General features: G+C 53.1%; 21 protein-coding genes. 4 read left to right on the plus strand and 17 right to left on the minus strand.

What is annotated here, in order from left to right:
- Positions 1-26 precede the first annotated feature (26 nt).
- From AC1XDK_RS20050 to AC1XDK_RS20105, 12 genes are all read right to left on the minus strand, one after another.
- On the minus strand, positions 27-185 hold the full coding sequence (locus AC1XDK_RS20050) for a hypothetical protein (RefSeq protein WP_483351748.1): 159 nt from the start codon (positions 183-185) through the stop codon (positions 27-29).
- A gap of 232 nt (positions 186-417) precedes the next feature.
- Positions 418-609, minus strand: coding sequence for a hypothetical protein (locus AC1XDK_RS20055; protein WP_483351749.1), 192 nt, complete (start codon positions 607-609; stop codon positions 418-420).
- On the minus strand, positions 609-1091 hold the full coding sequence (locus AC1XDK_RS20060) for a hypothetical protein (protein ID WP_483351750.1): 483 nt from the start codon (positions 1089-1091) through the stop codon (positions 609-611). The genes AC1XDK_RS20055 and AC1XDK_RS20060 overlap by 1 nt, the downstream gene beginning before the upstream one ends.
- A gap of 180 nt (positions 1092-1271) precedes the next feature.
- Positions 1272-1613, minus strand: coding sequence for a hypothetical protein (locus tag AC1XDK_RS20065; protein WP_483351751.1), 342 nt, complete (start codon positions 1611-1613; stop codon positions 1272-1274).
- Positions 1610-2206 carry a hypothetical protein gene (locus tag AC1XDK_RS20070; protein WP_483351752.1) on the minus strand — a complete coding sequence of 199 codons (597 nt, stop codon included), beginning with the start codon at positions 2204-2206 and terminating at the stop codon, positions 1610-1612. The genes AC1XDK_RS20065 and AC1XDK_RS20070 overlap by 4 nt, the downstream gene beginning before the upstream one ends.
- Positions 2207-2360: 154 nt before the next feature.
- Positions 2361-3473 carry a hypothetical protein gene (locus AC1XDK_RS20075; protein ID WP_483351753.1) on the minus strand — a complete coding sequence of 371 codons (1113 nt, stop codon included), beginning with the start codon at positions 3471-3473 and terminating at the stop codon, positions 2361-2363.
- Between the two features lie 130 nt (positions 3474-3603).
- Positions 3604-4290, minus strand: coding sequence for a hypothetical protein (locus tag AC1XDK_RS20080; RefSeq protein WP_483351754.1), 687 nt, complete (start codon positions 4288-4290; stop codon positions 3604-3606).
- 236 nt (positions 4291-4526) lie between these two features.
- Complete coding sequence (locus tag AC1XDK_RS20085; RefSeq protein ID WP_483351755.1) at positions 4527-4712, minus strand: hypothetical protein; 186 nt, start codon at positions 4710-4712, stop codon at positions 4527-4529.
- A 49-nt stretch (positions 4713-4761) separates the two neighbouring features.
- Positions 4762-5052, minus strand: coding sequence for a hypothetical protein (locus AC1XDK_RS20090; RefSeq protein ID WP_483351756.1), 291 nt, complete (start codon positions 5050-5052; stop codon positions 4762-4764).
- Positions 5053-5412: 360 nt separating this feature from the next.
- The gene (locus tag AC1XDK_RS20095; protein WP_483351757.1) at positions 5413-6165 is read right to left on the minus strand and encodes a hypothetical protein; all 753 of its coding nucleotides are present in this window, start codon (positions 6163-6165) and stop codon (positions 5413-5415) included.
- A gap of 69 nt (positions 6166-6234) precedes the next feature.
- The gene (locus AC1XDK_RS20100) at positions 6235-6996 is read right to left on the minus strand and encodes a hypothetical protein (RefSeq protein ID WP_483351758.1); all 762 of its coding nucleotides are present in this window, start codon (positions 6994-6996) and stop codon (positions 6235-6237) included.
- Positions 6997-7056: 60 nt separating this feature from the next.
- Positions 7057-7467 (minus strand): hypothetical protein, encoded by a 411-nt coding sequence (locus tag AC1XDK_RS20105; protein ID WP_483351759.1) that lies wholly within the window; start codon positions 7465-7467, stop codon positions 7057-7059.
- Between the two features lie 134 nt (positions 7468-7601).
- On the opposite strand from AC1XDK_RS20105, the gene AC1XDK_RS20110 reads away from it, so the two are divergent.
- A complete protein-coding gene (locus AC1XDK_RS20110; protein ID WP_483351760.1) occupies positions 7602-7931 on the plus strand; it encodes a hypothetical protein in 330 nt (109 codons plus the stop codon).
- Between the two features lie 254 nt (positions 7932-8185).
- Here the strand turns inward: AC1XDK_RS20110 and AC1XDK_RS20115 are convergent, their stop codons facing one another.
- From AC1XDK_RS20115 to AC1XDK_RS20125, 3 genes are all read right to left on the minus strand, one after another.
- Positions 8186-8845: a hypothetical protein gene (locus AC1XDK_RS20115; protein ID WP_483351761.1), complete on the minus strand. Its 660-nt coding sequence runs from the start codon at positions 8843-8845 to the stop codon at positions 8186-8188.
- 82 nt (positions 8846-8927) lie between these two features.
- Positions 8928-9302 carry a hypothetical protein gene (locus tag AC1XDK_RS20120; RefSeq protein WP_483351762.1) on the minus strand — a complete coding sequence of 125 codons (375 nt, stop codon included), beginning with the start codon at positions 9300-9302 and terminating at the stop codon, positions 8928-8930.
- Positions 9303-9501: 199 nt separating this feature from the next.
- Complete coding sequence (locus AC1XDK_RS20125) at positions 9502-10434, minus strand: hypothetical protein (RefSeq protein WP_483351763.1); 933 nt, start codon at positions 10432-10434, stop codon at positions 9502-9504.
- A gap of 210 nt (positions 10435-10644) precedes the next feature.
- Between AC1XDK_RS20125 and AC1XDK_RS20130 the strand changes: the two genes are divergently transcribed.
- Entirely contained in the window at positions 10645-11262 is a 618-nt protein-coding gene (locus AC1XDK_RS20130) for a DUF6735 family protein (RefSeq protein ID WP_483351764.1), read from the plus strand.
- Positions 11263-11770: 508 nt separating this feature from the next.
- Here the strand turns inward: AC1XDK_RS20130 and AC1XDK_RS20135 are convergent.
- Positions 11771-12322: a DUF7567 family protein gene (locus AC1XDK_RS20135; RefSeq protein ID WP_483351765.1), complete on the minus strand. Its 552-nt coding sequence runs from the start codon at positions 12320-12322 to the stop codon at positions 11771-11773.
- Positions 12323-12467: 145 nt separating this feature from the next.
- Between AC1XDK_RS20135 and AC1XDK_RS20140 the strand changes: the two genes are divergently transcribed.
- Both AC1XDK_RS20140 and AC1XDK_RS20145 read left to right on the plus strand, forming a co-directional pair.
- Entirely contained in the window at positions 12468-12926 is a 459-nt protein-coding gene (locus AC1XDK_RS20140) for a hypothetical protein (protein WP_483351766.1), read from the plus strand.
- Positions 12927-12986: 60 nt separating this feature from the next.
- The gene (locus AC1XDK_RS20145; RefSeq protein ID WP_483351767.1) at positions 12987-13349 is read left to right on the plus strand and encodes a hypothetical protein; all 363 of its coding nucleotides are present in this window, start codon (positions 12987-12989) and stop codon (positions 13347-13349) included.
- A 1003-nt stretch (positions 13350-14352) separates the two neighbouring features.
- Here AC1XDK_RS20145 and AC1XDK_RS20150 read toward each other — a convergent pair.
- Positions 14353-14547, minus strand: coding sequence for a hypothetical protein (locus tag AC1XDK_RS20150; RefSeq protein WP_483351768.1), 195 nt, complete (start codon positions 14545-14547; stop codon positions 14353-14355).
- Between the last annotated feature and the right edge of the window lie 153 nt (positions 14548-14700).

Raw genomic sequence — 14700 nt, forward strand, 5'->3', positions numbered from 1 at the left:
TACTACTTAAAGATTGCGATTGGTTTCTACTCTCCCGTTTGTCGTTCGAATTCAGCAAGCACCTTCTCCAATTGGACGAGGTCGAAACTTTGTTCCATCATCGGAGTATCCTCTTGGTTCTCGTAAACGTGGCTGATTGCTTCGTATGCCAATTCTGCTTGCGTATCCGGTAGTTCTACGGTCATCTGTCTTCTAACCTCATCCTAACAGACGGACCAGTACTATAAAAAGACTGCGATTGGCCTCTACTGGCTGATTGTTGGCGAGCTTAGATGCTTTGCCTCCGATTTGAATCGGACATCACAGTCGGAACAGTACCGGAATGTGTACGTTGTCCCGGTCCAGGCATCACCTTCACGACCGATTCCCTCATACGACCCAATATCACCACACTCCGGGCACGCAAGTTCCGACACTTCAACAGCCATCTTTGACCACCTCATTCTCGACCATCATCCCGTGACGGAAGATACGACCGTGGTCCATCTCTTCTAGTTCTCTCCACGTCCAGTACGTCTCTTCAACGAGTGTTGGGAGTCCGTCCGGCCCATCTTCATACACCGAGACGGATATCCCTTCACCGTTCTTGCTAATCTCTGTCCAGCTCATTAGTTCTCACTCCGGTAGTCGTCGTACGATGGGAATTCGTCGGCGTCAACACCGCTGTAGTCCTTGAGGTTGGCCCGGAGGATACCGGAGGGTTGCACGCCTATGCAGCCACTTAGTCGGTCTTTGTACCACTGGCGGGCGACCTCTAGTTTCCGCTCTTGGTCGACGTCGTCTTTCGTAAAGGACTCCCAAAGCGCAAACACGATTGTCTCATCTTCGGGTAGGCTGTTGACAAAACTCGCGGCGAACCATCCTTCGCGGGCAAGTGCCGTCATAGGCCAGAGCATCGACTGTGGAGCACCCGTCTCAAGCACTCCCTCTAGTTCCTTCCCAAGTCGGTGGTCAAGCGCTTTGCGTGCTCCGACACTCTCTTTGTAGCTATTCCAGACTTTGGCTTTGGCGTATCCGGCCATGATTCCGAAGTCCGGGGTTTGGTCGACGTCGTCGTCCTGCTGCATGATCGCGTTCATTGCGTTCGTCATCTGTCTTCTGTCTCCATCCTACTGTAGGACCCCTTAGTATATAAAGACTGCGATTGTCTTCTATCACTGGAAATTGTGACAGAATCCAAATATTCGAGAAAATGGGTCCGCTCGCGGGCATACACCCGTTTCCACGCCACGCCACACGCCCGTTTCCACGCCAGAAAAGGAGGGTAGTTCCTATTCGAGTGCTTCTTTCACCGATTCGATTTGCTCTAAGAGCTCATCAGGTGCGCTATCGAGTGCTGGGTCCGACTCTAGGAATTCCATGACGTCGTCGAGATCTTCCCGTGGGACAGTCACCGTATCCCACACATTCCGTTCGTGGGCGACGACAGCGGTGTTGAAATGCTTCCCCAATACCGCCATCTCTGCTTCACTCGTATCGAATTCATCTGCATGCCGGGATTCAAACCGAAGGTGCTTCCCTGCTTTCTTCACGGCGTCTTTCGATACAGCAACCGTCTCCCCGAAGTCGAGATCCTTTCGCGTCTCGGAGATCAGCTGCTTCTTGCGATTCATTGTTCTGCCTCCGAGGGAAGAACGATGTGCTGATGAATCGTGAATTCGGACGCATCCTGATAGTCCCGAACGCGGTTCTCGTCCGGGTTCTCACGAATCTCTTCAAGCCGCGTTTCCGCTTCTTCTTCCGTTTCGAATGGCCCGTCAAAGTGTGCGTTATGGTCCTCCCGAATGTAGTAACACCCACCCGTCCGAAGGTCAACGTCGAGATACTTCTCGGGGTTGTTGAGCAGGTCGGCAAAGTGCATGAACGCTTCAGCCATACTGCAATCGTACTTCTCGGACCCATCGATAACATACCCTCTCGTGAATCGGTCGTAGAATCCTATGTTCCATCCGTCGTCATGGTTCTCGGCGAACAGAGTCACCTTCAGGAACGAATTTGTCCAGTGGACCCTTCCATCATAGTCCTCCGTTTTCTTCCACTCGTCCCACGTAGTGAGTCCCATCGCATCGCGTTCGGGATCACGGTGCGCACGCTGGAGCTGGCCGCGGTAGACGTCCCATAGTTCATCTTCTTCGTCAGTGGTGTACGGTCCTTCGAGCACGGTCGACGGTTCGGAGTCGGTCGCAACGATGTATTTACCTTGCATCTATCTTCTATCTCCGTTTACTCAATACACCCACTAATATAAAAAGACTGCGATTGGATTTCACTTATATGGGGTGTGGTCCACCCGATCACCCGATAAAACGCACGGGTTCACGCACACACCCGTTTCCACGCCAGAAAACGAAGATGTGTAGCTATTCGACTTGGTGGACGTGCAAATTTCGTTGGAATGGCTCACCGCCACGCAATTCGCCGTGGTCTTTTATCACGCATCGTTCTCCGATGAGCACTTCTGGATCGTCCGGTACGCCACCGATAGGATCTCCGAGAATCACCTTTCCACGATTCGTGACGAGCATTCGCATCTCTCCCCATTCTTCACGATAGGAATCAATACCTTCAACGACGAATTCATCACCGACGACGTCGAGTGCTCCTGCCGGATCTCTTGGGAATGGTTCCAAGTCGTCGGGGTCGTGGACAGTTTCTGCAGTCCAATTCGAACGCTCGATCAGATCTCGTGCATCTTTGAGCTGCCGACTCACCGTGCTTTTGTCTTTACCCAACTTCTCTCCAATGGCTGTAAGCGAGATGCCGGGAGACTCTTCACGGATCGCATAGACCTTCGCCGCTTCTGCATTCCGATGAAACACCCCATTGATCTCTAGCTCAAGAGCTCGGAGCTCCCATGGCTCTACGTCGAAGGTTACTCTAGCAAAGTACTCGTTGTGGGTACTGTTGCGCGTTTGGTTCCGTGTCGCTTCTGATGCGAGCGTCTCTTGCGCGATATCGAATTCGTCCGGCGTCAATTCGCGGTCGTGGTTCCGTTTGATTTCCTGTGCCTCGTGATAGAATGGCTCTTGGGACAACACGGAAAGTGTGAGATTGTCGACCGCGGAAAGACCCTCGTAAACCGCGTCGCCAACAATGACATCAACTCCTTCTTCCCACCCTCTCACGAGTGTATCGATGTCTTTTTCGATCCGTTCGTCGGTTACTGGTACTGTCTCCAGGTCATCTCGCTCATAATCTTCATTGAGCGATTCGAGTTTCTCACGATACTCTTCGTGCATCCGTTCACGATTGAGCTCGACTGGATCTAACGAGAGTCGTCCTATGCCTTTGACAGAGTACTCACCTCCATCTGGTGATTGCCAGGTCGAGTAGGCTACCCAGATGTCTGAATCGAGGTACTTTGCAAGGTGGTACCCAATACTGTTCGTATTATCATAGGTACCATTTTCAACGCTGAAGTAGTCGCTGTCAATCGGGAGGTCGTAGTCGTCGAAGTCTGGTTCATCGGACATCTTTCTTCTATCTCCGTTGTATACGATGATACAATAGTATATAATTCTTCCTATGTTGTTGTATCAGAAGGTGCAACGAAGTATAGAGATACAGCTAGTCACCAAGACCGATGAAAAAGAGACGTCGACGTTACTCGGCCTGACCGTTGTCTTTCGCGGTCTCGATCACCGTGTCGGGCTGGGCCATGTGGCCAGCGCCGAGCTCGTTAGCTTGCTCCTGGGCCTTGTTCTTCTGCAAGCCAGTCGCCACGATCTCATACGGCGTCTCGTTCGTGTTGAGCACACCGTAGGTAATCGACGACTTGGCACCCGACTCTTGGAGTCCGTTGTTCGGACGGAACACAGCAATCCCATCCGTCTCTTCGATCTTCTTCGGGTAGTTTACCTTGCCTTCAGCACCCGCACCATATGGCGAGTCGGCGATCCATACGCCGGGTTGCTCCCCGAGCAGCTGCATGAGTTCCTCGACGAAGTCGAACCGATCTAGCGAACCGGATTCGATCTCTCGCCCGAGCTCGTCGAGACGGTCGACGAAATCGTCGGTCGGTTGCCGATCGTCTTCTTCCTCACTCCCGTACTCGGGGCGGAACAACGCCGGCCCTTCTTCCGCCTCGTAGTGCCGACCGTACCACACGTAGCCTTGCGTCTTAGTCTCGTCGCGAACTTCCGTATCGGGCTCATTCGAGAGCAACTCCATGAGTCGCAGCGTGACGTCATCGAGCGTCTTCGTTCGAGCATCCAAGTTGGTCGCGAGCGTTTGTGCAAGGACTCCGAAGTCCTTGTCCGATAGTTCGGGCGTCGTTTCTGATTCTGACATACCCTACTGTTGAACCCAACTACAAATAAAGCTTGCGATTATAAATACAGACAGTACCCAACCGGAGTCTCTCGTTGTCACTCAATCACTACTGCTAAGAAAAAAGGCTGCGATTATCTTCTATCGTTGTTGTCGACGTCTACTTGCGCTTTTTTCGGAGCGTCTCCTTCGTGACTCCACGATCGTTTGCTATCTCACCGTCGCACAAGTCCTTCAGGATCCGGAGGAATGAACTACTACCCATCTTCTTCACCTCCAGGGATATCGAGCACATCTGGATTTACTGCTACCTCTCGAGCGACGCGGTTGAGCTCTTGGCTGTCCATCGCGACATCGAGGAGTTTCTCAATCGTCTTTTTCTGTATCGTTGCACGGGCTTCGCTCTTGTCGACTGCCTCCAGTTCGTCTTCTGCCTGCCTCATCGCCATACGAACACGGCTCTTTGCTCGATTGCGGCTCAGACTCCCCATCTCACACCGCCTCCTCTGCCAGCATGAAGACGTCTGGCTTGCTTGCTCCCGGGTCTCCCATGATCCCGTCCCATGCGCCGGCTTTGAACACCAGTCGCTGTGGACGGTCAAGCGAAAGGTCTGCAGTCGCTTCTTCGAACATCTCTTCGTCAAGTGCCTCTCGTTCTGCGAGGTCGTCCGCATCGATAACCCGTCCGTAATTCTCCTCGTACAAATCCTGCCCCATATGGCAGGCACGTGTGTAGATCGATTCAAGTTCGTAGTCGTCGAACGTCGTCTGTGTATCTTCCATCTGTCTTCTGTCTCCACCTTAGTTGACTACCCGGTACTATAAAAAGACTGCGATTCTAGATTGCTATCTTCTCACCTCGTTTGAACCACTCGGCGTCGACAGGTACCACAGCATTGCATTGAGTGCATGCTACTCGCCCATCTGGTTTCTCCTCGAGCTCATCGACAGCTGCCAGACACCACGGGCAAGAGCCTTCACCACCGCTGCCGGCGGACGTCGTCTCACGATCGGGGCAACTGTCGTCACTACTCGTCGGTTGCTCGTCGGTACTATCGGCATCAGGTCCAAAGTCAGCTAGCGTCGGCTTGTTCATGGTTGGAAAGAAAAGCGCTCGTCGGAAAGCGGTTCGGGGGTTGGTCGTTACTCAGCTTGCCACCAGTCGTAATCTGCCATATCGTCGTCGCCGTTCTCGAGGATATTCCCAGCGTTGGCCATCAGCGCATAGGCGAACCGTTCAGCGTCTTCTTTCTCATCAAACAGCTTTTCAAACGACAGGTTGCATGAAACCCCTTTCAAGAGACAGGCGAACCAGCAATCTTTCCGCGGGACATATCCTACGGTGACATGAATACCGTCACGGCCCCCGAGTAGGAAGTATACTTGCTCACCATCGCTATCACATCCCCACAGCCACCAGTCGCCGGGTTGTCCGCCCTCCTCCCACGCCTGTTTGCCATTCTCAAAAGACAGCACGTCCGTATCGGGGGACCACGATGGTTCGTTATCGACGAGTTGCCCGTATTGAGTGCCTCGAAGTAGTTCCGCACGGTCAAGCTGGGGGTTGCGGTCGTAAAAGTCGTCTTCAAGTGGCCCCGTTTCGACTTTCGTTGCTGTCTCAACGGTTGCAAGACGGCCTTCACTATTACCGTCACGCCGACTGCCGTAGACCTCGCCACCGTCAATGTGCACGAGGATATACCCTCGTTTGGTGCTTAACAGAACCGCTTCATACTCATCACCGTAGCGCTCGTCAGTCAGACGTTCTATGACCAGGAATGTGTAACTACCCTCTTTGTTCGGGTATGTGAATTCGACGCGGTCCCCCTCATGCAGATCGTCGAGGACGTCGATGTTTTGTGTCGGTTCATCGTCGGCGTGTATTGCTGTCGTCATCTGTCTTCGACCTCGTTTACACAATACACCCCTTACTATAAAAAGACTGCGATTGTACTTTGCTTTTGTCTATGCCTGCCACCAGTCGTAATCTGCCATGCGTTCTTCACTCACAGCATTTTCGAGGATGTGTCCCGCGTTAGCCATTAGACCATAGGCGAAGCGTTCGGCGTCTTTCTGCGAGTCGAACAACTGGCAGAACCGGCTTGCCGGTGCGTGGCCTGCATCAATGTCGGCAAACCATGCGTCTTTGCTGCCGACGTAGCCAACATGGACGTGAATCCCTCCGCGGGTCCCAAGCTGAAAGTAGATGTGTTGGCCGCTCGAATTGCAACCCCACATTTCCCAATCGCCGGGAAGGTTGTCTTTCTCGAAGGACAATTCATCCGTTTCCGGAGTCCAGGACGGTTTCTCATCGCACAGCTGATTATAGCGGGTAACTCGAAGTAGTTCACCCCGGTCCAGCTGGTTGTTTCGGTCGTAGAAGTCGTCGTTTTGTGGTCCCGTTTCGACCTTTTCCGCCGTCTTGGACTCTCCAAGGTAGCCTTCACTCATGCCGTGGTCGGGGGAATAACCGTAGGCTTTCCCGCTCTCGACTTGGACGAGAACCCAGTTGTAGACTTTGTCAGGGTTCGCACTTCGAAGAACCACCGCGTCGTACTTCTCTCCGTGACGATCGTCAGTAGTCCGCTCACGGACGTCCCACGTAACGGTAACGTCGTGCCCCGCGGGCGTTATCTCGACTTTGTCGCCCTTATGCAGGTCGTCGAGGACGGCGATTGCTTGTTCGGTTCCGGTCTGGTCGTCGTTGGTGTGTGTTGCTTTCGACATCTGTCTTCTGTCCTCATTCAGTTGTAGTACCCTTCACTACTTAAAGGTTGCGATTGGCTTCTATACCATTGCTTGTTGCATGTGGCGATGGTCGGCGATTTTGAACGCTTCCGTCGCGACGCGAATCACGTAGTTAGCGATCGCATCACGGAATTGGTTAACGTACAATCGGCCATGGTCCGGGGCATAGTACATTTCCTCGCAAATTTCCTCACGGAAAGACCGTTTGAATGCGGGATTCCGATGTGGCGGGTCCGTCACTAGGACCGCCTCGTGGTACCGCATCGTCGTCACCTTGCCCTCAAAGGCGATACTCCGATCAACCAGTAGGTTGGCGTAGTGGGCGACAAACGAGTTAATCTCGCGCGTATCGCTAATTTCACCGTCACGGTAGCGCCGACCGAGTCGGCGGACGTCGGATTTGAAATTGAATTGGTCCAGGTCGTCCGGGCTGAAGTTTGGGTCTATCATCTGTCTTCTGTCCTCACTCACACCAATGCACCCACTTAAGTTAAAGATTGCGATTGTCTCTCAGCAAACCTCCGGAGTTTATTCACAGCCAATCGCAAGTTTTTTATCTAGTTGGGTAGAACGTACATGCGTACATGACACGAGTCACAAAGCAAATAACCGAGGTCGAGCATGCAGGGAATACGCTCACGATCGAATACACCCGAGAAGACCATTCGGCCACTATCCAATGGGAAGGTAAACCGGAAATCCCCGAGGAAACCAGTGCCGTCGAGCTCGGCGAGATAATCAATGGTGACCTACAGTTGAAGCTTCTCGCCAATACTATCCATGTTCACTTGGATCCAAATCGTATCACGGTGGATCTCCAAGATTCATCCGGCATCGAAACGTGGGGTGAAGGGAGTCGAACAACTATTGTCCCGGAACCTGGCGATCCATTCGGGTTCCTAAGCGACGAATAGCGACCCTCTCTTTTCTAAACGAGCGCAAAAAACAATTGAGTAAGTCTCACTTCTTCCGCTGTTTTCGGAGCGTTTCTTTCGACACACCGCGGTCGTACGCTATCTCGCTATTCAGCATTCTTTTCAGCTGTTTCATGGCCGCTCGGAATCCGTTCATAGTAGGACGGGCAATTTGCCCGACGTCCTCGAAAGGGATTGCACCTCCCATCAACGCTAGTGAGGATATTGAACGGAATCCTCGACGGGTTTTGCCTTCAGTCGAACCGTTTTTGATAGATGTATTCGAACGGAGGTGCTGAATACTTCATCACACCGCGGTTCTCATGAGCATTCTTCGCGTGAGTGTACCGCGGTTCGAAAGCCTCGCAAATCATCTGTGCCTCTTGACGAGGGAACACCCGCCGACCCTTCCGTATGCTTGCCGCGACGTCTACGTAGTTTTCAGGGGCAAACGTCCGGTCATCTTCATACTTATCTCCATACTTACCGACATCAGCGAAGGAGTCGATAAGGTCCGCGACTCGGGAAGTTGTCTCTTCATCTTCGAGGCGGACGGTGATTGGACGGACTTCGAGTTTTTTGATGGTCCGGTGGCAATTCGGATTCGGCGGTCTGTACACTGCTTCATCTTCGAGGAGTGCGATTCGGTGGGGTTTATTGCCACCACAGGAGAGGTGAATCACGTCGTCCTCGATCTCCGAAACGATTGCCATGGTTCCCACCGGTCGGTCCTCATCGTAGGGGCAGTCATTGATTCGAATCTGCTCACCGACCGCTATTTCGTCCAGCTCTTTGCGGACGTCTTCTGGCCCTCCAACGTAGTGTTTCTCACCCACGAACTTCTGTTCGTAGAATTCGTTCTCTTCGTAGGTGCGAGTCGTCGTGCGAGTCGAATGCTGAAAGTTTGTCGTCATCTGTCTTCTATCTCCATTTACTCATACAACCCTTTACTATAAAAAGACTGCGATTGTCTTCTACCAATTCCGATAGTGGCTGCTACATCTGAACTTGTGGTCGAAGGCCGTGATTCATATCGAAGTATGCAGCGACGTCTTCCCCATGCCGATACGGATCTCCACTGTACGAATCGGTAAGCTCAAACTCCGAATCGTACATTTGAGCGGTAGCAGTGTCGGAATTGTCGTTTGCATCCACAACGATAGACCGACTGACTGAATGGTCCTTTGCCAACGACTGACCAATCTTTTTGACCGTCGCCGTCTCGTAGAAACCCCACGTACCGATAACAACAACACCATTCCGGCATCTGCATACGTATGCGTCTTGTTCAGCGGCGAGGCGTTCAGCGTCGTCCTCTATCTCGTCGGTCGACCCATCAACCTCCATCGTGATAAGCGCCCATCCACTCATAGCGAATCACCTTCGTTGTCACAGTTGGTCATCCGCGCTTTTCCGGCGATCTCTTTTGCTATTGTCGTCATCTGTCTTCGATCTCCATCTAAGCAATGGAACCCACTTAACTTAAAGATTGCGATTGGCTTCGATGGGGAAGAGATAGCAGTGTCGCCACTCCCGACGAGAAAAACGAGAGAAAACCGGTTAAGGTACCTTATAGCGTGTTAATTCGGGGTGCAAGCCAGTAATCTATCTTCCCCTTGTAGGTATCTCCGAGGTCCCTCTCCAGAATCATCGGGAATTCTTCTCCGGTCTTGAGAGTGAACGACTGCCCATCCAGTTGGGATTTCAGCTGATACTTGAATAACTCATAGAGGTAGTCAACAGACACGATGTTGTACGTAACGTCGCGATAGTCGCTATGGAATTCGACAGTATCTTCGAACCTCTCGACCTTGTTCCGGTCGATACTACGACTGTGATTCTCGGGGTTGTAGTCGTAGCACGAGATATCCTCGATGAACAGCGGTTCGTGGGGTTTGACGTATTCTTCTTTGTCCTCATCCCACGTCTTTTCTTTTATTGACTCGAAGCTAATCCCGTTGCGGGAAATCCCGATTATGCACCCTTCCGACTTGACGTCACGTGCCCACTGTGCAAGCTTGTAACCATCTTCGAACGTAACCGTGTTGGCAAATTCAAAGCCCAGTAGGTCGGGTTCCTTACGAATGTAGTCCGGGTCAATCGTTTCAGCACCCGCGTAAACGATTCCGTCCTTATCGTAGAACCTCATTTCACCGCCTTCGATGATAACCGCCATCGTATCCGTATCAATGACCTTGAGCATAGAACGCATTCTCTCGACGTCCATCCCGACCTCTCCCGGAATCGTGCAACGGAATTCGTACCAGTCGTAGTCCGGGATATCGATCTCGTGCATGCATACGTTGGCCGCATCAACGACCTTGACAGTGAGTGCCTCCTCGGAAATGTTGAATTTCACTTCGTCGATACCCGCACCTTTACTGCTACCATCGAGCGTGCGAAGCACGAGGTTGAGGTGGTCGGTGTAGATACTACCACGGAAGTTAACGCCGGTTGCTTTGTTGTCGATCTCGCTTACTGCCTTCGGGCTTGTTGTCGTCATCTGTCTTCGATCTCCACTTCAGTGTAGAACCCGTCTATAGTTAAAGATTGCGATTAAGATCTACTTATGTACTGAATACAATCGCAGTCTTTTTATACAAGAGGGTATATTGTATAGATGAGGACGAAGACAGATGATGACGACAACGAACCAAGCAACCGTCGCCGAACAGCTAGATACCGATAGCGTGCATTCGGAGGTGCAGGACTAATGGGACAGCGTGCACTTGTCGCCTACGAGCAAGCGGACGGGACGTACGAAGTCCACTATGCCCACTGGGGGCAGGTCGACCTCTGGATAAAGCCAGCCATCGAAGAGAGTGGCGAGCGCTTCCCCACGCCAAACGGTCGGAAAATCGACGAAGACGTTTACGCCGAATGCGAGACGCTCGACGAAGTCGTTAACCAAGAACTAGACTTCTGCATTCACGAAGCGTTCTACGTCGTCGACCGTTCCCTGAACGTGCGTGCGTTCCTTACGTTCCACTACAACTTTGCGAATTACCAAGACGATCCATCCGACCCATTCGGAGAAGGTGCGCTCTATGAACCGCGGTGGGCCTACGAGAATGACCCTAACCGTGAACCCTTCCCCGTTCACAGAAACCCGAAAGGCAAGTTTGACGGGTTGCTTACGAGCGCTCAGAACCTCATAGAACTGAATAAAATGACCGTTGAAGAAGCGGACGAATTCCTGAACGAGCAGGTCATCGAGGAATTTGGTCACAAAAGCATAGGGAATGACACCAATATCCCGGACTACTCCCCGCGTGGCGGACTGAATGCGACCGACATTAGCGGGTGTGGTGCCGTCTTCGTGAAACAATAGGCGATACCACTCCCGTTTCCCGGAGCCCGCTCACGCGCCAACTGTGGCCGTAGAAAAGAATCCCTTCTCCCGCGGATCTCGACGTCGACCGGCACTAGAAAAATGCGCTACTCTCCCCTGCGCGTGGAAGTATGGCGACTATCCCCGCCGTGCCTCGCCGGTTCCGCTCACTCTTCCCGCCGTCTCGGCGAGGCATGAGCTCACTCGAATCACCTCGGTTTCGTGCGGTCGTTCCGTCACGCCAAGGCGATTCGTGCAACCGAAACGCCCCGTTCGCCCCGTTTCTGGGACGTTTGGGACGTTTGCCGGACCATCCCGGACTTTTCCTCCAACCAACCACCCTTGCCGAGATGGCCCGTTGTGTGTTTCCTCCCGAAACATCGGCGGTAGATCTTTGCCGCGTTCGCATCGGGATGTGTGATACCGTCGGAGTGTGTTTGTCGTCTCGTGTGTGCTACCTCCTACTTCTCTATTGCACCCACTTGTATATAAAGACTGCGATTCAACCTTAGGCTATTACCCTATCTCGGTCCCACAACACAGGACCAGTCTTGACATACGTCTCGTCGCCCTCGTCCGTCTCGTGTGGGCCGAGATACTTTGTATGGCCAATGTACCCATCGTCATCACTGATACCCTCTAACTCAACGTGAGCCCAGATATGGCCGCGATTAAACTCCGCGACAAAGCCGCGGTCTCCGTTAGTCGGTTCGAGCGTCGCCTTACAGTTACACTCATCACAGAACACACCTTCAAAGCGAATCTCCGTCCATGAACACGACTCACAGACAGGACAGTCGATATGGTCGAAGACATCAGCGTCATACCGCTCTTCTGTCTCCATCGGCGTGTCGTCCGTGCAAAGACCAGCTGAAAACTGAATGTCGTCAGGAGAAACGCCACGCTCTTCCGCCAATTGCCTCCTGAATGCCTTCGGAGGCTCATCCTCGCTGTGAACTAGTCCCTGAAGCGCGTCTACCGCTCTTCCGGTCATGTAATACGCGATTTCGTCCGGTATCTCTTCCTCATCGACGCCGTCGATTGCTATGTATGCCGTCATCTGTCTTCTATCTCCAATTACTCCAATGCACCACCTATAGTTAAAGACTGCGATTTACTCCAAACAAACATCCGGAGTTTTTGCAAACTTCAATCGCAGTCTTTTTATAGTGGCAGGTATACTGTATAGACGAGGACGAAGACAGATGCCAGAACTTAGCTTCAACGTAGAAAGCGAATCGTACAATGTCGAATGTGAGACCTTCGGAGTCAACGAACAAGAAGACGGTAGCTGGAAGGTGCGAGCGGATGGAGAAACCGTCTATGAAGGCCATACGGCTCCCTACTGCGTCTCTATGGCCACTCCGAAGAGCGTGATGAATGCCTTCGATGAAAAGGTCTCGGACGATTGGAACCGCGTTACCGACAACAAGCACACCCTCTCCGTGCGAAAAGACGGGATGACGGTTATCCTCTCCAAAACCAACTACTATGAAATCTCTCTCCACCACGGCAAAGGCGTGAACAAAGGCTACCAAGGCTGTGCGAAATACGACTTGGTCTATGAGAAAATCACTAACAACCCACAAGAGGCCATCGAACGCGCGCTATGGCTGGTCGAGAATGCCGAAACGGTGGTTGAAGGCTTCCCGTCGAACCTGTAGAAGGCAATCGCAGTCTTTTTATAATAGAGGGTATATTGAGTAAACGAGGACAGAACACAGATGACGACACAATACAAGGACCAGGTTTCCGTTGAACCCGATAACGAACAAGCCATCCGCGATACGCTCCGGTACCTCGAACCCGGCGAGCGCCTAGCGGTCAGGTGCGAGGACGGGAAAAACCGACAGCTAACGGTCGATGAAACCGAAATGCGCCAGCGAGAATTCACTGTCCACGGGAAAGCTGGATTCCACCTCCGGGTGACAGCCCGCGGGCGTGTCGACGGCGGAACAGGAAAGAAAAGCTCTCAAGCCTGCCACGAAACGGCCCACCAATGGGAGCGGACGTACCTGTATGCCCCACCCGCCAGTGGGTCCCCCGGCACCGACCGGCACCAAATCCATACCATCCGGCCATACTGAACCCGTCGGGCGGTCGACACCCCCCCCACCTCGACCGGACGGCGGAAATCGAGATCGGCGGCCACCCCCCTGCAGCCAGCCGGCGATCCATTTCCACGCCACCTCACCCCCAGGGGCAGACCCATTTCCACGCCACATCAGCCGTCGAATGACTTCCACGCCACCTTTGAGCTGGACGTCGACCTATTTCCACGCCACAAATCACTTCCACGCCACACCTCGACGTCGAGCTCGAGCCGACGAAATGCTTCCACGCCACGATCGACGCCGGCCTGCACCTCGAGACAGATGCATTTCCACGCCACAGCTGGACGTCGTCGACGAGCTGATCGAGATCTACTTCCACGCCACCTCCGAGACGCTCGTCGAGGTCGAACCGCCGAACCATTTCCACGCCACCTCGCAACTGGATCTCGGCCTACTTCCACGCCACATGATCGAGCCGGCGATATGCTTCCACGCCACCTTTTGCTTCCACGCCACAGAAGCCGGTCGTCGACGCGCAGATATACTTCCACGCCACAGAATCAAGACGGAGTTATGCTTCCACGCCACCTTTCGGTTCCACGCCACGTACGAGCTCGCGATCGGGGCGACCAGGAGCGTAACCGCAGCCGGAGCCAGCGGGTTGTTGATTTCCACGCCACCGTAGCCGGCCATCCATCTACTTCCACGCCACATCAGGTCGACGTCGACACTCTCGAGAAAGTAGTGATCGAATGAGAAACCGCCAGGGCAGACCCCTGACGGAGGGCAGCGCGGTTGTGCTGAATCCCTCGTTGGGTAACCACGAGAGCATCCAAGTTGTTACGTTGGATCTCCAAGTGATGAGCTTGGACCCGAGATGGTTAGCCTCGGTCGTGGTCAGACAGTGGTTGCGGTGAATTCAGGTGAAGATCACTTAGTGACCGCTGTTTCAGGCCACGATATACGGTTCACACCACAGCATAATAAAGATTATCCAACCAGAATGTTGCATCCGCCGGCTAATCGACCTGATAATCTACTTCCACGCCACGTTTGACGTCCTCGACGAGGTCGACCGTTCTATGTAGAGCCCTCGAGTACAAAGCACCGCGAGAAACACAGCCAGAAACGCATTCGTGACCGTCGACCACTCCCGGACGACCACGACGACCAGCACATTAGCCAGTGCGGTCAGGTACCCCATCAGATACAGCTGCGTCATCGGCTTCATATCTCATCACTCTCGACTATCCAGAATAAGAGTACCGAAAACGGGCGTGGAGCCCGTAGTGACACATGAATCGCACCATCGACGTTGACACAGACGTCGAAGAGTGGCCGGCGCAGGCAGTCCGGCCACCACCATGCGAGAACGAACGAACAC

The organism is Haladaptatus sp. HS23, from assembly GCF_056892285.1.